This is a genomic window from Pseudoalteromonas sp. C12FD-1 (genome assembly GCF_037414265.1).
Classification (GTDB): Bacteria; Pseudomonadota; Gammaproteobacteria; order Enterobacterales; family Alteromonadaceae; genus Pseudoalteromonas.
Genome location: NZ_JBBEVD010000034.1, coordinates 10567 through 30932 on the forward strand (window position 1 = coordinate 10567; position 20366 = coordinate 30932).

At 41.3% G+C, this 20366-nt stretch carries 16 protein-coding genes; 9 read left to right on the plus strand and 7 right to left on the minus strand.

Translation table 11 applies throughout. The features are described from left to right. Positions 1–26: 26 nt before the first annotated feature. From WDB87_RS01330 to WDB87_RS01340, 3 genes are read right to left on the minus strand one after another with little or no spacing between them, the layout of a single operon-like run. The gene (locus WDB87_RS01330; protein ID WP_337848791.1) at positions 27–1976 is read right to left on the minus strand and encodes an LTA synthase family protein; all 1950 of its coding nucleotides are present in this window, start codon (positions 1974–1976) and stop codon (positions 27–29) included. Beyond that, positions 1967–2338 carry a diacylglycerol kinase gene (locus WDB87_RS01335; protein ID WP_055014546.1) on the minus strand — a complete coding sequence of 124 codons (372 nt, stop codon included), beginning with the start codon at positions 2336–2338 and terminating at the stop codon, positions 1967–1969. The genes WDB87_RS01330 and WDB87_RS01335 overlap by 10 nt, the downstream gene beginning before the upstream one ends. After that, positions 2335–4002: a phosphoethanolamine transferase gene (locus tag WDB87_RS01340; RefSeq protein ID WP_055014547.1), complete on the minus strand. Its 1668-nt coding sequence runs from the start codon at positions 4000–4002 to the stop codon at positions 2335–2337. The genes WDB87_RS01335 and WDB87_RS01340 overlap by 4 nt, the downstream gene beginning before the upstream one ends. A 568-nt stretch (positions 4003–4570) precedes the next feature. Here WDB87_RS01340 and ilvG point away from each other — a divergent pair. The 8 genes from ilvG (at position 4571) to WDB87_RS01380 (ending at position 13723) form a co-directional block, all read left to right on the plus strand. Continuing rightward, the gene (gene ilvG / locus WDB87_RS01345) at positions 4571–6220 is read left to right on the plus strand and encodes an acetolactate synthase 2 catalytic subunit (RefSeq protein ID WP_337848792.1); all 1650 of its coding nucleotides are present in this window, start codon (positions 4571–4573) and stop codon (positions 6218–6220) included. After that, on the plus strand, positions 6217–6459 hold the full coding sequence (gene ilvM / locus WDB87_RS01350; RefSeq protein ID WP_004589295.1) for an acetolactate synthase 2 small subunit: 243 nt from the start codon (positions 6217–6219) through the stop codon (positions 6457–6459). The genes ilvG and ilvM overlap by 4 nt, the downstream gene beginning before the upstream one ends. Before the next feature lie 105 nt (positions 6460–6564). After that, on the plus strand, positions 6565–8421 hold the full coding sequence (ilvD, locus tag WDB87_RS01355) for a dihydroxy-acid dehydratase (RefSeq protein ID WP_337848793.1): 1857 nt from the start codon (positions 6565–6567) through the stop codon (positions 8419–8421). A gap of 2 nt (positions 8422–8423) precedes the next feature. Beyond that, positions 8424–9977 carry a threonine ammonia-lyase, biosynthetic gene (gene ilvA, locus WDB87_RS01360; RefSeq protein WP_286245907.1) on the plus strand — a complete coding sequence of 518 codons (1554 nt, stop codon included), beginning with the start codon at positions 8424–8426 and terminating at the stop codon, positions 9975–9977. Positions 9978–10120: 143 nt separating this feature from the next. Next, a complete protein-coding gene (locus WDB87_RS01365) occupies positions 10121–11107 on the plus strand; it encodes an ABC transporter substrate-binding protein (RefSeq protein WP_337848794.1) in 987 nt (328 codons plus the stop codon). Between the two features lie 62 nt (positions 11108–11169). Next, a complete protein-coding gene (locus tag WDB87_RS01370) occupies positions 11170–12345 on the plus strand; it encodes a methyltransferase (protein ID WP_286245909.1) in 1176 nt (391 codons plus the stop codon). 62 nt (positions 12346–12407) lie between these two features. After that, positions 12408–13067, plus strand: coding sequence for a carbonate dehydratase (can, locus tag WDB87_RS01375; RefSeq protein ID WP_286245910.1), 660 nt, complete (start codon positions 12408–12410; stop codon positions 13065–13067). A gap of 8 nt (positions 13068–13075) precedes the next feature. Beyond that, a complete protein-coding gene (locus WDB87_RS01380; protein ID WP_337848795.1) occupies positions 13076–13723 on the plus strand; it encodes an NAD-dependent epimerase/dehydratase family protein in 648 nt (215 codons plus the stop codon). Positions 13724–13803: 80 nt separating this feature from the next. Here the strand turns inward: WDB87_RS01380 and ubiK are convergent, their stop codons facing one another. After that, the gene (gene ubiK / locus WDB87_RS01385) at positions 13804–14067 is read right to left on the minus strand and encodes a ubiquinone biosynthesis accessory factor UbiK (protein ID WP_286245912.1); all 264 of its coding nucleotides are present in this window, start codon (positions 14065–14067) and stop codon (positions 13804–13806) included. Positions 14068–14228: 161 nt separating this feature from the next. Here ubiK and rep point away from each other — a divergent pair, with 161 nt between their 5' ends. After that, positions 14229–16247: a DNA helicase Rep gene (gene rep / locus WDB87_RS01390; RefSeq protein ID WP_286245913.1), complete on the plus strand. Its 2019-nt coding sequence runs from the start codon at positions 14229–14231 to the stop codon at positions 16245–16247. Here rep and WDB87_RS01395 read toward each other — a convergent pair. From WDB87_RS01395 to elbB, 3 genes are all read right to left on the minus strand, one after another. After that, entirely contained in the window at positions 16240–18813 is a 2574-nt protein-coding gene (locus tag WDB87_RS01395) for a diguanylate cyclase domain-containing protein (protein ID WP_443197899.1), read from the minus strand. The two genes, rep and WDB87_RS01395, sit on opposite strands and share 8 nt — an antisense overlap. A gap of 180 nt (positions 18814–18993) precedes the next feature. Further along, positions 18994–19389, minus strand: a complete 396-nt coding sequence (locus WDB87_RS01400) for a c-type cytochrome (protein WP_286245914.1) — start codon at positions 19387–19389, stop codon at positions 18994–18996. Positions 19390–19593: 204 nt separating this feature from the next. Further along, the gene (gene elbB / locus WDB87_RS01405; RefSeq protein WP_337848796.1) at positions 19594–20241 is read right to left on the minus strand and encodes an isoprenoid biosynthesis glyoxalase ElbB; all 648 of its coding nucleotides are present in this window, start codon (positions 20239–20241) and stop codon (positions 19594–19596) included. Positions 20242–20366 lie beyond the last annotated feature (125 nt).

Below are 20366 nucleotides of genomic sequence, written 5' to 3' on the forward strand. Positions count from 1 at the left end.
CAAGGCTTTATAATCAAGTCACTTTGTTAATGATACCAGCCGTTTGTATAAGCTAGGTTGCCTAAGTTGGCATGGGCGAGGGCTTTTTTAATCAGTTGCTCATCGTTTTCACATGGCACAAGCTTGTTATTACTGTATGTATAGGTGGTTGCTGGTTTTTGTGGTTGTAACACCACCACTTTATTACCGTGCATATAAGCAAAGTTTTTGTCGTATTGCATCATAGCACGTTGTTTGTTATCGCTAATTGGCTTTGATAAATCATGCCCTATCATTGGGTGTTCGCCACTTGCACCAATTAAAGAGAGTAAAGTTACGGGAATATCGAGTTGGCTGGCTAGTTGGTCATCGCGTTTGTGAGCTATACCTTTGCCAAAAATAACAGCTGGAATTCTAAAGTGATCAACCGGGACCAAATTAGAGCCCGATACTCGCGAGTCGTGATCGGCAATAACAATAAATACGGTGTTGTCCCAGTAACTTGATTTTTTAGCTTTTTCGATAAATGTACCTAGTGCATAATCGGCATATTTTGCAGCATTATTTCGGGTTTGCTTTTGTTTGTCGTACAGCGTTATTTTGTTATCTGGAAAATCATAGGGACTGTGATTAGAGCTTGAAAATATAAGGCTAAAAAAGGGTTTATTCTGTTTTTCAAGTTTAGTGAGCTCGAGATCGGCTTGATCATATAAGTCTTCGTCTGATGCGCCCCATGAACCATTAAAGTCTATTTTATTAAAGTTATTCGTATCTACAATATCTTTAAAACCATTACCTAAAAAGAAGCTTCGCATGTTATCAAAATGGCTTTCGCCACCATAAATAAACTGGGTGTTGTAATTTTTCTTAGCTAAAAAATCAGCAATGGTAAAAAAATTATGTTGTGATTTATCAAGCTTAACGACCGCACGCGAAGGTGTGGGTGTAAATCCTGTAATTACCGCCTCAATTCCTCGCACCGAGCGCGTACCTGTGGCGTATAAATTGTCAAACCCCCAGCCTTGTTTATAAAGGGCATCAATATTAGGTGTAAGCGGTAAACCGCCAAGTGTACCTACGTAACGGGCACCTAAACTTTCTTGTAAAATAATGACTAGATTTTTTGGTTTGCCTGTATTGCTTGCTGCATGAAATGTTTTTGTTGGTGCGGTTAAGTCACTAAATGCGGCTTGTGTATTTTGCATATTATTACGCACAATACTAAGTAGCTCATTTGTAGGCATTTTCCCGTAATAGTCTTGGCTTGATTGCTCGTTAGAGAGTTGTTTGAGCGCAAATACGACGCTATAAAGTGAGTTCAGAGTTAAATCGTTAAGTAAGTGATCGGTAGAAAACGAGACCATAGCTGGGTTTAGCGGCCTATGCCCTAATGAATTACGCGCGCCTAAAATAGTCAAACATACTAAAACTAATGCTAAAATTGATTGATTTAGCCTCGTTAGTGATGATTTACTTTGCCATTGATGACTAAATACTTTACTTGCAAACTTACAGCTTAAAACAAGTGTTATAACAACAATCACTACGTCTAGCTTATAGCCTGAAAAAATCATTTTTGAGATTTCTTTAGGGTAAATTAAATACTCTATAAATAAGCGGTTTGGGCGCAAATCGTATTCGTTTATAAACGTAGGAGTAATCACTTCAAAAAAAACGAGTAAAGCAGACATCGCTACTAAGTAAATTTTAATGAGGCCGCATACTTTGTTTTGCCAATTTATGCTTTGCATAACTAAAGTCAGTAGTAATGCAGGCATAATAATGTAGCTTAAAGTCGCTATATCTACTCTTAGGCCACCTATAAATATAGAAAGCCATGCATGCGATCCAAATACACGCTCACCTTGCCATACGCTCAACCCAAAACGGGCAAGAGTTAAAAAACTCAGAGCTAAAATAGTAAATACAACAAGAATCCACACAGGGCCAAATACTTGCTTGACTTTAGAATTATTACTTTTAAGCGTTAAGCCCATAATACAGCCCACCAAATAAGAGCTGTAATTAGCATGGCTATAAACACACTGGCTGAGGCAATATCTTTAGCGAGCCCCGAAAGCTCATTATATTCGCTGCCAATTCTATCAACCACAACCTCAACGGCTGTATTTACCAGCTCAGCAAACAATACAAAAAGCAGGCTGGCTATGAGTAATAACTTGTCGCTTAATGCAATGTCTTGTAACCACACAAACACTCCAAGTAACGAAAACAGTGCTAGCTCTTGTTGAAACGCCGCTTCAAATCGACTCATCCATTTTAAGCCGTTAAAAGAATGGTTTAAGGTAAAAATAAGGCGCATTAAGCCTTGGCGTTTTATAACGGTTTTATTGCTCATAGTTTTATTTCGCTTGTTGTTTGGCAGTGAGCAAGTAAATCAAGGGATGCCTGATATGTTTTGCTTTTAATGCCAATTAAATTTAAAAGGGTGTGGAAAATATTGTTGTGTGAGCGTGCAGCTCGGGTGTCTAAATTAGCTAAACAGGCATTCGTAATGCGCTGATTATGCTCATCAGCCCACATATAAAGAGGAACGTGCGTTTGTGTGCTAGGTGCAAAGCTATACGGAAAACCATGTAAATAAGCCCCAGCTTCGCCAAGTGATTCACCATGATCAGAGACATATAAAAACTGCTTATCTATGTTTTTTGGCAGCGCTTTTAACTGCTCAATTACCTGGGCGTTAACAAAGTCGCTGTACGCAATTGTGTTGTCGTAGGTATTAACTAATTCATCGAGTGAGCAGTTTTGAATGTCGCTTCTGTCGCACGTGGGCTTAAATTGCTTAAATTTATCTGGGTAGCGCTTAAAGTAGGTGGGTCCGTGTGAGCCCATCATATGCAGGACGATCACGGTGTTAGCTTGGCTTAAATTAGCGAGTTTACGTTTAAGTGGAGCAATAAGTGCTTCATCAAAACAATATTTCCCATCGCAAAGCGCTGATGCAGTGGTTGAGATATCAATGTTAACAACACGGGTGCATACGTTTTTACAGCCGCTGTTGTTATCAACCCACAGCACATCGCTGCCAGCTTGTTGTGCAAGGTCAATCAGGTTTTGTTGGTTATCGGCCGTTAATCGATCGAAGTTATCATGTGTTTGCAGCGAAAACATACACGGCACAGACACCGCTGTTGCCGTACCGCATGATGCGACATTATTAAAATACGTTACATTATGCTTTTGTGTATAGGGATTGGTGTTGCGTTTATATCCCTGGTAAGCAAAGTTGTCTGCTCGTGCGGTTTCGCCAACAACTATAACTGTTACGCTGGGAATCGTCGGCTCAATTAGGGTAGGTGCTGCATCTATACTTTTAAATTTTATATTGGAGTACAACAGTTGATCGCGCATATATTTATAACCGCTAGAGAGGTACTGAAATGGAATGATTTCTTTTTTCAAAATGCGATTATTACGGCCAGTGGCTGCGTAGTCGGCGTAAAAGTTCACAACAACTAAAGTAATTAATAAGCAGCACGCTAGAATAAGCTTTATACGGCTAATCGCTTCTTGGTGGGGGCGAGTGAAATGTATTTTCACTTTGCTTAATATAAAAACAGGTAACGCACAAAATAGCAGTAAAAAGCCTATGAGCTGCGGGTTTAAATAGCTCAACGCTTCGCTTGAATCTGTTTCGAACGTGTTTTGAATCATTGAATAGTCAAACACGACGCCGTAATTTAATGAGCCATAAAGTACAGCGCTTGAAATTATCAGTAATAGGTAATTTATGGGTTTTAGTAACCACCTAACCGATACAATCGAAAAGAAAATAATTAAAAGACATAACAATAGCAGCGGGACTGAAAATAAAAACAGCCATGAAAAAGACGCAAGTGAGGTAATGGCGCTAAACGAACCTTGAATAAAAGGAATGTTTATAACTAAACAGTAATAACAAGCAATCATTACTACAAAGGTGTTTGCACTACAGTGAATATAAAACCGTTTACTACGATTTGGCTTTTTTTGTACGGGTGTATGGTTAAGTGCGTTCATATTTAGGCTCGTTTAAAATAACAACGCCATGCTATGCAACAACACTTAAGAATTGCTTAAGAGAACCTACGCATTACCTGAAGAGAATAAATAAATTTTATTTGTAAAAAAACCTCAAAAATTAATCAAACCATAAATGAGAGATTTAAGAATAGTGAATTTCTAAGCTTGAAATTTAAGCATAAAAAATTCTTTAAATAGATTTGTGATGAATTTAAAAACCACTTAATTTGAATTTTAGCGTTTTTTTTGAATTGAGTTGGTGTTGACTTAAGCGGCTCAGCGCGGTACTAATACATAACAGAGCGAAAGATTACCTTTCGTAACAAATGATTTAAATTTGGTATTAATTACATGCTTACAAATGCACTTAACCTAGTCCTGATTATTATCGTGGTGATTATTCCCGCGAGGGCTTCGTAGTGCTATAAACTTAAGCATTAAAAAGCCCTCCGCACCTAACCGTTCGGAGGGCTTTTTAGTTTTAAGCACAAAGTTTTAAAGATTTTAGCTATAAGTTTTAAGTAAGTATGTAATTGGGTTGTCACTGAGGAATGAGGATTTATTAATGACAGGCGCAGAACTAACAATCGATTTATTAGCCAAGCACGGCGTAAATGAAGTATTTGGCTACCCTGGCGGAGCTATTATGCCCATTTACGATGCGCTGTATGGCGCGCCTGTAAAGCATTACCTTACTCGCCACGAGCAAGGCGCTGGCTTTGCCGCTGTAGGTTATGCTCGCAGCACAGGAAAATTAGGTGTGTGTTTTGCTACCTCAGGGCCAGGCGCTACTAACTTAATAACAGCACTTGCCGATGCGATGATGGATTCAGTGCCATTGTTAGCAATTACTGGCCAAGTACCTACTGCCGCTATTGGCTCAGATGCATTTCAAGAAGTAGATGTATTAGGTATGTCGCTTTCGTGTACAAAACACAGTTACATGGTAGAGCGAGCAGAAGATTTAGCCGAAATATTACAAGAAGCTATGCACTTAGCTCAAAGTGGTCGCCCAGGCCCAGTGCTTGTAGATATCCCAAAAGATATTCAAATGGCGCAAGTGCCTTTTAAACCTTGGTTAGCCGCTGATGAATATTTACCGCAGCTTGATCTAGACCAAGTGGCCATTGCAAATCAGTTATTAAGTGAGGCAAAGCAGCCTGTTGCGTATGTTGGTGGCGGTGTACAAGCCGCTGATGCACAAAATGAGTTAATGCAGTTTTTAAACAAAACACAAATGCCAGCGGTATCAACATTAAAAGCGTTAGGCAGTGTATTACCTGATTACGAGCACTACTTAGGAATGCTAGGCATGCATGGTACACAAGCCGCTAATATTGCAGTCCAAGAGTGTGATGTATTAGTGTGTATAGGCGCTCGCTTTGATGACCGCGTTACCGGCAACTTAGCCAAATTTGCAGCCAAAGCAAAAGTAATTCATTTAGATATTGATGCGGCTGAGGTTGGTAAACGTAAACCTGCTAAAGCGTCATTAATTGCTGATTTAAAAACATCATTACCGGCTCTTGAGTGCTTTGCGACACCTAAAGCTTGGTGTGATAAAAATAAAGAAATGAATAGTAAGCATGCTTGGCGTTACGATTACCCAGGCGAAAAAGTATTTGCCCCGTATTTATTGAACCAATTAAGCCAGCGTATGCCAAAAACAGGCGTAGTTTGCTGCGATGTGGGTCAGCACCAAATGTGGGTAGCGCAACACATGAAATTTAGCCATCCGAGCAACCATTTAAGTAGTGGTGGCGCAGGCACTATGGGCTTTGGTTTACCAGCGGCTATTGGCGCACAAGTGGCGCGCCCAGACGATTTTGTAATAACTGTGTCGGGTGATGGCTCAATCATGATGAACATCCAAGAGCTTGCCACTATTCGCCGTAATAATTTACCAGTAAAAATACTAATATTAGATAACCAGCGCTTAGGTATGGTTCGTCAATGGCAGGAGCTGTTTTTTGAAGGTCGTTACTCTGAAACTAACTTGTCAGATAACCCTGACTTTGTTCAATTAGCCGCAGTATTTGGTATTCCTGGGCAAACGATCACCAAAGCCAACGAAGTTGACGATGCAATAACAGCATTAGTTAATAGCAAAGGCCCGTATATTTTACATGCCTGTATAGATGATAAAGAAAATGTATGGCCGCTTGTACCACCTGGGGCTGCAAATGACGAAATGATTACGGAGAAAGCACAATGAAACACAGCTTAACAATTGCATTGAAAAATCAAAGTATTGCGGTGGAGCGCTTTTTACGTGTTGTGCGTCACCGTGGTTTTGACCTTACGCATTTTCAGCTTAATACAGATGAAGCTCAATATACGATAGCAATGACGGTCGATAGCGATAAGCCTATTCACTTATTAACCAGCCAGCTAAACAAGTTGGTCGACGTGAAAGAAATCAGTTTAGAAAATTTACAGCAACAAGCAGTGTAACTGCCAACGAAACACATTTACGCGTTACTGAATACAACATTCAGTAACTCAACAATTTTTAGAATGAGGAATGCCCGCTTACACAGCGGCAAAACAGAGGTAACTATGGCTAAATTAAGAAGTGCAACAACAACTGAAGGACGTAAACGCGCAGGCGCACGTGCATTATGGCGCGCAACAGGCATGACCGACACCGACTTTGGTAAACCTATTATTGCTGTAGTTAACTCGTTTACGCAATTTGTACCAGGGCATGTGCACCTTAATCAGTTAAGTGAGCTAATGGCTGAAACAATCACTCAAGCAGGTGGTGTACCAAAAGAATTTAATACCATTGCAATAGATGATGGTATCGCAATGGGCCACGGCGGCATGCTTTACTCACTGCCTTCGCGTGACTTAATTGCTGACTCTGTTGAGTATATGGTTAACGGCCACTGCGCCGATGCGATGATCTGTATTTCTAACTGTGACAAAATCACCCCAGGCATGATGCTTGCCGCGCTGCGCTTAAATATACCGGTTATTTTTGTATCGGGTGGCCCAATGGAAGCGGGTAAAACAAAACTTGCGAACATCGATATTAAGCTCGATTTAGTTGATGCCATGGTAAAAGGCGCTGATGAAACAGTCAGTGATGCCGATTCTGAGCAAGTAGAGCGCTCTGCGTGTCCTACCTGTGGCTCGTGTTCAGGTATGTTTACTGCAAACTCAATGAACTGTTTATTAGAGGCTATTGGCCTTGCACTACCGGGTAACGGTACAACGCTTGCAACCCATAAAGATCGCAAGCAGTTATATGTAGAGGCGGGTGCTCGCATTGTTGATTTATGCCGTGAGTACTACCAAAAAGATAACCACGATGTGTTACCTCGCGCTATTGCTAACAAAACAGCCTTTATGAACTCTATGGTGGTTGATATTGCTATGGGTGGTTCATCTAACACCGTATTGCATTTATTAGCAGCCGCACAAGAAGCCGGTGTAGATTTTGATATGTCGCACATTGACGAGCTATCTCGTAAAACACCTTTTTTATGTAAAGTGGCGCCTGCTACAGCGCAATACCATATTGAAGATGTGCACCGCGCTGGTGGCATGATGGCAATTGTACGTGAGCTAGGTAAAGCCGGTTTAGTTGATTTATCGGTAAATCATGTTGCGGGTATGACGATGGGTGAGCTTGTTAAAAAATGGGATGCCACAGATCCAAATAACGAAGCTGCACAAAAGTTTTATCGTGCAGGCCCTGCGGGCATTCGTACTACCAAAGCAATGAGCCAAGAGTGCCGTTGGGATGAGGGCGATAACGACCGTGAAAACGGCTGTATCCGCAGTGTTGAGCACGCATTTAGGCAAGATGGCGGCTTGGCTGTGCTGTCTGGTAACTTAGCGGTTGATGGCTGTATTGTAAAAAGTGCAGGCGTTGTTGACGAAATGCTGCATTTTGAAGGCACCGCTGTAGTATACGAGTCACAAGATGAGTCGGTTGAAGGCATTTTAAACGACGAAGTAAAAGCCGGCGATGTTGTGGTTATTCGTTACGAAGGCCCTAAAGGCGGCCCTGGTATGCAAGAAATGCTATACCCAACGAGCTACTTAAAATCAAAAGGTCTTGCTGAAAAATGTGCCTTGATCACCGATGGCCGTTTCTCGGGCGGCACCTCTGGTTTATCAATTGGCCATGTGTCGCCAGAGGCGGCAAGTGGCGGCGCTATTGCGTATGTTGAAAATGGCGACAAAATTATTATTGATATCGCAACACGTGAAATCACCCTGGCATTAACTGATGAAGAGCTAGAAGCGCGCAAACAAAAGCAACTAGCCCGTGGTAAGCAAGCGTACAAGCCGCTTGATCGTGACCGCTATGTATCGTCGGCATTAAAAGCGTATGCATTACTGGCAACCAGTGCCGATAAAGGCGCAGTACGTGATTTAGCCAAATTGGAGGAGCTTAGCTAATTATGGTTTCTCAAGAGCTCGATTATTTTCGCGCTATTATTCAAGCCAATATGGAACCGCTGGCTAAAGTAACTGAGGTGAGCGAAATGCGCGACCTCAGTGATAAATTAGGCAACCATGTTTGGTTAAAGCGTGAAGATCAACAGCCCGTGTATTCGTTTAAACTACGCGGTGCTTATAATAAATTAAACAAGTTACCAAAAGGGTCGGTAGTTATTACGGCATCTGCGGGTAACCATGCACAAGGTGTGGCGCTTAGTGCTTCACATCTTGGCCATAAAGCCACTATTGTTATGCCTGTTACCACGCCTGAAATAAAAGTTAGTGCGGTACGTGCGCTGGGCGGTGAAGTGGTTTTACATGGCCATCATTTTGATGCAGCAAAAGCGCACGCTCTTGAACTAACAGAGCAACGTAATGGCGTATTTGTACCGCCTTTTGATGACCCAGACGTAATTGTGGGGCAAGGCACTGTAGCCCGCGAGCTTATGCAGCAACTCAATGAGCTTGATGCGGTATTTATACCTGTTGGCGGTGGTGGTTTACTTGCTGGTATGGCGGTTTATATCAAATCATTACGTCCCGATATAAAAGTTATTGGCGTAGAAGCCGACGAAAGCGCGTGTTTACAAGCTGCGCTTAAAGCGGGTGAGCCAGTAGAGCTTGATCGCGTTGGCAGTTTTGCAGACGGTGTTGCTGTTAAAATTATTGGCAGTGAAACATTTCGCCTAGCGCAAAAATTTTGCGATGAAGTTGTAACTGTCAGTGGCGATGAAATTTGCGCCGCCATGCAAGATATTTTTGTCTCTACTCGTGCAATTTCGGAGCCCTCAGGGGCCCTTGCAACCGCAGGGCTTAAAAAGTGGAGCCAACAATCTGGCTTAAAAGGGCTGCATTTAGCAGCGGTGCTTTCGGGAGCTAACTTAAACTTTGACCGCTTACGTTATGTAGCAGAGCGCACCGCGCTTGGTGAAAAAAACGAAGCGTTACTTGCGGTAACGATTAAAGAAGAAAAAGGCAGCTTTAAGCAGTTTTGTGCATCTTTAGGTGGCCGTGCTATTACCGAGTTTAACTACCGTTATGCAGGCCCAGGTGAAGCACAAATATTTGTGGGTATTGCCCTGCGCCAAGGTGAGCAAGAACTCAACGAGCTAAAACAAGACCTAACTAACAACGACTACCAATTTTGCGATTTATCAGATAACGAACTCGCAAAATTACATGTACGTTATATGGTAGGGGGCAAAGCGCCGGAGCAGTTGCACGAAAGGTTATTACGGTTTGAATTTCCAGAATACCCAGGAGCGCTAGCACGCTTTTTAGATACCTTAGGTAGTAATTGGAATATTACTTTGTTCCATTACCGTAATCATGGTGGCTCAATCGGAAATGTACTGGCGGGCTTTGCTATTGAGCCTAGCCAATTTGAGATGTTTAACGAGCATTTAAACCGCTTAGGTTACAGTGTGCAAGACGAAACACATAACCCGTGTTTTACGCAGTTTTTAACCTCTCAGCCACACAGCTCAAACGTTGACAACGTAGCCTCAGCTTAAGGCTTCATAAGCAAGTATGCACCTTTGCATGCTTGCTTTATTGTGTGTTTTAAATATAGTTACAACTAATTACTACTATTTGGAACACTCAGTTGCTTATTAAAGGATTAATACTTGCAAGCTTGCTTTTTTGCAGCCAACTAATGGCTCAAGAATCAGTCACTTTACAACTTAAATGGACCCACCAATTTCAGTTTGCCGGCTATTACATGGCTCAGCAAAAAGGCTATTACAAAGACGCCGGACTTAATGTCACCATACGCGAAGCCAATCCTAAAATGCCTGATACTTTTACTCCTGTAGCAACTGGAGAAGCTCAGTTTGGGGTGGCGCATTCGGGTATTTTACAACAAAGAGTAAACGGCCAACCGCTTGTTGCAATGGCGGCTATTTTGCAATTTTCCCCATACTGTTGGATGGTAAAAGACAGCTCTGATATTTTTCACCCTCGCGATTTTACCGCTAAACGTATTACCGAGGTAAGTAAAAAAGACAGTACCGAGCTGTTAGTCATGCTAAAACGCAGCGGCATTGACACAACGACTTTAGAAGTTTTTGAAGGCGATGAGCCTGCACTGCAAGCGTGGCAAGAAAACAAACTTGATGCAATGCAAGTGTATATTACAACTCAGCCTTATTTTATGACGCAGCAAGGGGTGTCACACCGCCTTATATGTCCGCAGCGTTATGGTATGGATGTATACGGTGATGTGCTATTTACCAGCGAATCAATGCTTAAAAAGCACCCACAAACGGTCGAAAAGTTTTATCAAGCGAGTTTAAAAGGGTGGCGTTATGCCTTAATGAATATGGATGAAGCCATAGCAATTACTCAGCAATTGTATGCGCCAAACAAAAGTTTTCATCAGCTAGCCTACGAGGCCGAAGTATTGAAAGACTACATATTGCCACCGACGACCCAATTAGGGAATATGTCGATGGCCAAATGGCGCTTAATTGCAGATTATTACGGTATTAAGCAAACCCAATTTAACGAGCACAAAGCGAGATTTGTTTATAAATACCAAGAGCCGGAGCAATTACAACTGTCGTGGATGCTAATAGCCGCTTTTATTGTAAGTATTATTTCAATCCCGCTTTATTTGCGTTTAATACTCGCAAAAAAATAACCACTTAATGCTGGTCTGCGCAGCTGGTATAATTAACCGCCTTTTTACTATTTTAAGTTGTTATGAACCTAGCTGAGCAGTTTGCAGCACTCGATGCAGTGCTAATGAATACCCGCGAATATTGGCAATGTACAGCATTTGATTTTGATGAATTACCGTGGCCTGAGCTTCAAGCGGTGTTACATAACTTATCAGATGAGGATGTAGCAAGGCTTGATAACGATCAGCAACAGCTTTATCAATTTTTTAGCCCGTTTATCAAAGGGGTAGAGCAACTAGCTGGGCTGTGTGATTTACCAAAAAATCAGCATCATCGTAGCGAATACCCGTTTTGGATAAGTAACGGTATTAAAGGACGTAAGTTTGAGCAACTGCAAGACTTTGTTTCAGCATTACCATATACAACACAACCTGTTTTAGAGTGGTGCGCCGGTAAAGGGCATTTAGGACGCATGCTTGCTTTTAATGGCGCGCAAAGTGTGCGCAGTGTTGAGCTACAAGCACACCTATGTGAGCAAGGTCAGCACAGTGCTCAGCAGCAAGGTTTAGCTATGCAATTTAGCCAAGCAAATGTACTTGAAGATGATATAAGCCACTTTTTTAATACAGATACACATGCGGTTGCACTGCATGCGTGTGGCGCACTGCATCAAACATTTATGCAACAAGCAAGTAAGGCAGGAGTTAAACGCATTAGCTTTTCGCCGTGTTGTTATCACTTATTTACTGACAATAATTACCAGGCAATGAGCGAGCCTGCCCTTACTAGTAAGCTCAATTTAACGCATCGTGATTTAAAACTGGCGCTGCAAGAAACGGTTACAGCCCCTTCACGTGTAGCTAAAATACGAAAAACCGAGGTGGAATGGCGCTTAGGGTTTGACGCACTTCGAAAGTCTATTACTAACGAGCAGTTTTACGTAAGTGTGCCATCGGTTAACAAAGCTGTATTTTCAGACTCATTTGCACAATTTTGTGCATGGGCGAGTGATAAAAAATCGATAAACATCCCTAAAAACACAGATTACGATAAGTTTTTATTAATTGGTAAGGCGCGTAAAAAAGTAACAGAGCGAATCGAACTGGTTCGACATGTGTTTAGAAGAGCAATAGAAGTTTGGCTTGTGCTCGATCGTGCTTTATATTTGCAACAGCAAGGTTACACGGTTTCTGTGACAACCTTTTGTGAGAAGCAATTAACCCCTCGCAACATTTTGATTCTTGCTAGTACGCAATAAGATAACGCCTTTAGCTATTTTTATTGGGTGTAATTTCCGTCCTTGATTTAAAAAGAGATGCAATGAGAAAGTTAAAGAATTTATTCGAAAATAATAAGCGTTGGGCTGCACGTACAACTGAAGCAAATCCTGATTTTTTTAAAATTTTGTCAATGCAGCAAAATCCTGAATATTTATGGATTGGGTGTTCAGACTCTCGGGTGCCTGCAAATCAAATTGTTGATTTATTACCAGGTGAACTATTTGTACACCGCAATGTGGCTAATGTAGTAGTACATACTGACCATAACTGTTTATCGGTAATGCAGTACGCGGTAGAGGTACTTAAAGTAAAACATATTATGGTGGTGGGACACTACGGCTGTGGCGGTGTTCAAGCGGTATTAAATAACGCTAAATTTGGTTTTATTGATAACTGGTTACGCCATGTCGGGGATGTAAAAGAAAAACACTTAGCGCAGCTTAATGCAATGGATGAGCAACAGCGTTTAAGTCGCTTAATTGAACTAAATGTTATTGAGCAAGTACGCAATGTGTGTAGAACAAACATAGTGCAAGATGCATGGGATAAAGGGCAAGAGCTCACAATACACGGTTGGGTGTATGGATTAGAAAACGGCCACTTACATGACTTATCATCGGTAGTAACCTGTGCTGACGAAGAAGGCGATGTGTATAAAAAAGCTGTTGCTCATGTACTCGCTAAAGCCGGTTGTGAGTAATTTAAGTAATGACTAAAACGGCGATAATCATAGGGGCAACAGGGGTTGTGGGGAGTGAGCTATTAGCGCTTTTGCTGCAAAATCCTGAGTTTTGTAAAGTGGTTGCTATTACTCGCCGTAGGCTGGAGGTTGAACATTCTAAGCTTATTAATCCGGTGATTGATTTTGATTGTTTAACTAACTACTGCGCGTTATTTAAAGGGGATGTACTTTTTTCGTGTTTAGGCACGACTAAAAAGCAGGCTGGCTCAACCGCGGCGCAACGTAAAGTTGATTTTGATTATCAGTTTATTGCGGCGCAAATGGCAGCAAACAATGCAGTGAGCCATTATTGCTTGGTGTCATCCAGCGGCGCGAGTGCGCATAGCATAAGCCCTTACTTAAAAATGAAAGGCGAGCTTGAGCAGCACATAAAAACGCTGGGCTTTGCAAAAGTCAGTATATTCCAGCCGTCTTTATTAATGGGTGAGCGAAGCGATACACGTTTAGCTGAGCAAATAGGCGCATTTGTGTTACCTGTTATTACCCAACTTCCTTTTTTAAAGCGTTATAAACCTATTACGGGCAAGCAAGTGGCGCAAAAAATGTGTGCTGTGAGTTTGGCGCAGCAACAACCACTGCAATACTATGTATTAGATGCATTGTTTAATACATAGTGAGTAGATATTAAAGTTAAAAGCAAAAAAGCAGCCTTGGCTGCTTTTTTTGTGGCTGAGTATGCATATGTAAATACGTGCTACTCGGCGTTATTTTTAGCATTTAGTTGTTGCTCTAGTAACGCAACTTTTGCTTCAAGCTCAGTGAGTTTCTCACGAGTACGAATAAGTACTTGGCTTTGCACATCAAATTCTTCGCGGCTAACAAAGTCCATTTCAGCCAGCTTATTTTGTAAAACTTGTTTGGTTTTACCTTCCAGTGTATCTGCTAGGTTTTTTACACCTTGCGGCATGTTATTTGTGATTTGCTTAGCAATTTCTTCAAGTTTTGCTGGATTGATCATAATCGTCCCTTGCTGTTGCCCTAAAATGATAATGACTAATATTACCTTATACCTAAGGTATTTAATACATGATCACCCCAATGGAATTAATTAATCTAATGGCTATGCCTGTATCTGTGGTTACGGTAAAATTAGCTGCCTTTTAAAACTCCATGGTCGTTATGAAACTCAATCCAAAACAAGATGAAGCAGTAAAATATATTAGTGGTCCGTGTTTAGTACTCGCGGGTGCAGGCTCAGGTAAAACGCGTGTAATCACTAACAAAATTGCTTATTTGGTGCAAAAGTGCGAGTACAAAGCACGTAATATTGCGGCGGTAACGTTTACCAATAAAGCGGCCAAAGAGATGCGTGAGCGTGTATTGCAAACGCTTAATAAGCAAGAGGCAAAAGGGTTATGGGTATCAACCTTTCATACCCTTGGGCTTGAAATAATAAAAAAAGAACTCAAAACGCTTGGTTTTAAAGAGGGTTTTTCACTGTTTGATGACCAAGATACTAACCAGTTACTAGGTGAGCTAACCGAAGACGAGCTTAAAAAAGACAAAGACCTACTTAATCTATTAAAAATGCAAATAGGCAGCTGGAAAAACGAATTAATTTTGCCAGAGCAAGCTATACGCGAAGCGCGCGATGCACAAAAGGCGTTATTTGCGCAGCTTTACGCGCGTTATCAAAATCAGTTGCGAGCGTATAATGCACTGGATTTTGACGATTTAATTATGATCCCAACCTTATTACTTAGTAGCAATGCCACCTCACGAGAGCGCTGGCAACAGCGATTTAGGTATTTGCTGGTGGATGAATATCAAGATACCAATACCAGCCAATACCAGCTTGTTAAGTTATTAGTAGGCGAGCGAGCGCGTTTTACTGTGGTAGGGGATGATGACCAATCTATTTATTCGTGGCGCGGAGCTCGCCCCCAAAACTTGGTACTGTTAGGTAAAGATTACCCAGGTCTAAGACTCATAAAGCTTGAGCAAAACTACCGCAGTGCCCAGCGTATCCTTAAAGCAGCAAATATTTTAATTGCCAATAACCCGCACGATATCGAAAAAAAGCTATTTAGTGAGCTTGGCTACGGCGAGCCAATTAAAGTGATTGGCTGCAGGGATGAAGAGCATGAGTGCGAGCGAGTGGTTGCTGAAATAATTTCGCATAAATTTATGAAGCGCACCAGCTATAAAGATTACGCTATTTTGTATCGCGGTAATCACCAGGCACGCGGTTTTGAAAAATCATTAATGAGTAACCGTATACCCTATAAAATTAGTGGGGGTATGTCGTTTTTTTCGCGTTCAGAAATTAAAGATATTATGGCGTATTTACGCTTACTGGTTAACCAAGACGACGATAATGCTTTTTTACGCATTGTTAATACGCCGCGTCGCGAAATAGGCACAGTCACGCTTGAAAAGCTTGGAACGCTTGCAAACGAAAAGCACCAAAGTTTATTTGCCACTTGTTTTGATAACGATTTAGGCTACCGACTTAAAGGCCGTGGCTTAAATGCGCTTTCGGGATTTGCACGTTGGGTTGTTGAACTTTCAGATAACGCAGTGCGTAGCGATACACTTGAAGCAGTAAAAGACTTAGTTCGTAACATTAACTACGAAGCGTACTTATATGAGTCATCGCCAAGTGCTAAAGCGGCAGAAATGCGCATGAAAAACGTCTCTGAGCTGTATCGTTGGATCACTGATATGCTCACAGGCGATGCCGATAACGAACCGATGACCTTGCCTGAAGTGGTCAGCAAATTAACGCTTCGCGATATGCTAGAGCGTAACGAGGAAGAGGATGAGTCTGATGCGGTACAGTTACTCACTTTGCATGCATCTAAAGGTTTAGAATATCCGTACGTGTTTATGGTCGGTATGGAAGAGGGGTTATTGCCTCACCAAGTAAGTATTGACGAAGAAAACGTAGATGAAGAGCGCCGTTTAGCATACGTAGGGATCACACGAGCCCAGCAAGAGCTGACCTTGACGTATGCAAAAATACGTCGTCAGTTTGGTGAAACCTCGCAAACAGAGCTAAGCCGCTTTGTGCAAGAGTTACCACAAGATGACTTAGCGTTTGAAAACAAAAAAGCCCCCAGTTCGCAAGCTGAGCGCATGGAAAAAGGCCAAGCACGGGTTGCTAACTTAAGGGCGATGCTTAAAAAGCCTAGTTAATAAACTGCGCGGCGTTGTTATTAGCCGCTACTGGCTCCGATAAGCCTTGCTGCTTAGCAACAAATAAGTTTAGTCCGTATTTATCAAGCAAGGCTCTAAAGTTGAGTATAGAAGGTCCTTTGGCTATTACTTTTATGCCTTTAAGCTGAGTGATTGCTAATACGCCTTGTAATTGTAAGTTAAAGCTTTCTTGTTGCAGTACGCGTTTACTAAATGTTGAGCTAAGTAGTACATAATCGAAGTTGATGTCGGTCAGTGCATTTAGCTCACAACGATCTTTTGCAAAGTTATTTAAGCCAATGCTGTAGCCAAACTGTGAGAGCTTTTTAAGGTTCTCTAGCTGACTGGCACAGGCATAACGTATTTCTTGGTCATCAAATAATAAACACAGTTGGCTTTGCCCCTGCAGTTTACTTAATACCTCAGTAAATAAATTAAATTTAAGCGCTTCTAATAGTAACCCTGAGCATGGCAATAATATCATTGCCACATTTGCTGCTAAGCCATGGGCGTAGGCGTGTTGTAATAGCTCTAATTCAACCTGTAGGTGCTGCTCTTTGTCGATTGCAAACTTTTTTAGTATATCAAAACTGGTACAGCCTAATATAGGGTGTTCACCAAATGCTTCAAATAGTGATTCGGGTTGCTGTTGCTCATCAAGGTTTATAATACCTGCGCTTCTAAAGCTCATCGGGAGTGAATCAAGGTGGTGCTGTGCTGGAGATTCTGTACTTGTTAGTGTTTGCGTTAATAGTGGGTGGAAAAGCTCATACCGGTCACGCCCTGCATTTTTAGCATAATACATAGCAGCGTCGGCATCACGAATAATTTCATCGGTGTGTTGATAGCTCGAATTTGAGTACGTTATACCAATACTTGCACCACTTTGAATACAGGTACCTTTACTGCAAAAGGGTTTTTTCATTATATTAATAATACGATTAGCCACATCTTCTGCTTGTTGTAGCTCTGTTAAGTGAGTAAGCAAAATTACAAATTCATCACCACCAAGTCGAGCGAGTAAATCGTGTTCGCGAATACAATGGGAAAATAAATCAGCCACACTTATTAAAAATTGATCACCAGCTTGATGGCCTAATTGATCGTTTATATCTTTAAACTTATCTAAATCAATAAATAAAACAGCAAAGTGATGTTCAGGAAAACGATGGTAATGCTGCAGTGTTTTTTCTAGCTGGGTTAAAAACAGGCTGCGATTAGGGAGGCCCGTTAATGAGTCATGATGTGCATCATGATAAAGTTGCTGTTCTACTTTTTCGCGTTCATCAATTTGCATCTGTAAATGTAGGTTAGCTTGTTGCAGCGCTTTTGTTTTTTCGTTAACTCTATACTCTAACTCCTGATGGCTAGACTTAAGTGCTTGGGTGGCTAGCTTTGTTTGTAAAACCGTGGCAATTTGATGCGATACAAATGTAATAAGCTCACAGTCATCTTTGCTAAAAATATGATTATCATTATACGCTTGGCATGCAATTAAGCCGATAACCCCCTGCGATGTTTTAAGCGGTGCCCCTAACCAGCTGGTAGCCATTTGTTCTTCTGGAATAGGTTGATTACGCTGCACTTGACCGCTTTCTAATAGTTCTTTGGCTCTACTGGGATGAATAAGTTGAGTTTGTTCGCTACTAATAACCAGTTCGCTATAACCTTTTGCAAACTGCCTAGGCTCGGTGTTGTCTTTAAATTCATCCACACAGTACGGGAAGCTAATCCAACCAGTCTTTTTGTTATAAAGTGCAATGTATAAGTTTTCTGCGTATGTAATGGTTTTTATTATTTGATGAATTTTTACATAGGCATCATCTAAGTTTTGCGCTTGCGTTGCCAACTCCGATATTTTAAACAAAATTTGTTGGCGTTGTAGTGCGCGTTTTCGTTGTTCAATTTCTAGGTTTAACGCATCATTACTTTGTGTAAGTGCACGGGTACGAATTTTTACTTCCGATTCTAGTAACTCCCTTTTTTTAACCCGCTCTATGGCTGTCGCTAAATATAAAGACATAACTTCAAGCAAATGCACTTGCTGGCTGCTGTAATCTTGGTGTTTATCGTAACTTTGTGCAGCAAGTACGCCAATAATATTTTGTTCTTGATAGATAGGGACACCAACCCAATACTCAGCAGGGGAGCCAAGTGCTTTAAATAAACCGTTTTGTGCAGCGCTTTGCATCTCTTGTTTGGTAAAACAGGTGGTTTTGCCAAGCTTATAAACGTAGCCTGTAGCGCCTTCTTCAAAACTATTATCTTGATTGAGGGCGACTGATATACCATCTTTTTCATCGCAAAAATAAGAAAGTTCAAGGGCTTGAGTATATTGATTGGCAAGCACCACATAAAAGCTTTTGCTAGGCAGGTATGCTTGTAAAATGTCATGGATAGCGGGGTAAAGTAAGGTTAATTCGGCAACAGAACTTGCCTGCTCTGATAGCTGGATCAGGGCATTTTGTAGGTGGTGAGATTGCTTATACTTTTCTAATAGCGCTTTAAGACGTTTATTTTGGTGCGCTAGTTTACTTAGGTCAGCGGGCTTATCTTCCAATGACATGAATCATATTATTTTATTATTGTATGTTTATTAAACGTATAATTTCACTTTTAGTTGCGATCGTCAAGTAACTAATGCCCTAAAACAGCAACTAAAAATTAGTGCAGAAATAAAAAAAGGCCTATTAAAAAATAGACCTTTTTAAAATTAATCACCTGATTTATCAGAGGGTTAATTAAATTATTTAGCTGTCATGAAATCAATGGCTGCGCTAATTTCATCATCAGAACAATCCATACATGTTCCTTTTGGCGGCATCGCATTAAAACCGTTGATGGCGTGCTCTAGCAGCACATCTTTACCTTTAGCGATACGCGGTGCCCAGTCATCAGCTGATTTAGGTGCACCTAGTGCGCCAGTACCGTGACAGGCAAAACATGCGCCTTGGTACACTTGCTCACCAGAGCGAGGGCCAGTAGGCGCTGCGGCTGCAGCAGCTTTCTCGCCTTCAAGATAAACAGCGCCAACTGGTGCTAAACGTTTTTTAATCGCATCTTCAGTCATAGAGTTATCATATGGCTGTGCGTATGCGGTGGTTGCTAGCACTAGTAATGCTGCAGCTGATAGTTTTTTCATTTTGCCTTGCTCACTTCGATTTGAACGTGATCAATCACGATTATAGATGACGGAAATTAAACCGATTATACCTTTGTGTAACAATTTATAAAACGCCCACTGGTGTTTTTATCAATAAAATTGGCTAATTTTTGCGTTAGCGCAATAAAATAGATGTTTGCGGTTAATCAAATATTTATAATCGGTGGCTTAGTAAATCACTATTTAAGCTAATGCTAGTACGTTTTTAACCAGTTTTTCGATCCCCACATCGGCATCTAAAATAGACTGCGCCAGCATATAGGCAGGGGTAGTAACGAGTTTATTGTCCTCATCAACCACAATGTCATCAACAGCACAGGCTGCATGAGTAGAGCCTAGCTGGGTTAAAGCGCTCGCGGTTTGTTCATCATTACCTATGGTTAAAGTAGCATGGGGATATATAAACGGAATTAACGCCGGTGCAATACACATGTAGCCAGCCGCTTTTTGGGCATTGGCAAATTGTTTACAGGCCTCTAATACTAGGTCGTTTATTTGCGCATCAGCACCTTTAACAGCAAAGTCACATAAGTTTTTAGCGGCGCCAAAGCCGCCAGGTACGATTAACGCATCAAATTCAGATGCCTTTAATTCGCTTAATGATTTTATATCACCACGGGCAATACGTGCTGCCTCAGTGAGTACATTACGGTTGCTTGGCATTTCTTCACCAGTGAGGTGATTAATAGTGTGAAGTTGTTCTATATCAGGAGCAAAACATTGATATGCGGCACCGTTTTTAACAATGTGCAGCAATGTTAATACTGCTTCGTTTATTTCACTGCCATCGTACACACCACAGCCGGCTAATATTACAGCTATCTTTTTCATGCTTTTGTGCTCCTTAAGTATTTTAAATAAGTAGTTTGGGTGAAGTTTAACACGGGGCAAAACACACACTAAAATAATTTTTTAGCTTAAAAAGTATTCGCAGTGCAAGTTGTATTGCGGTTTAT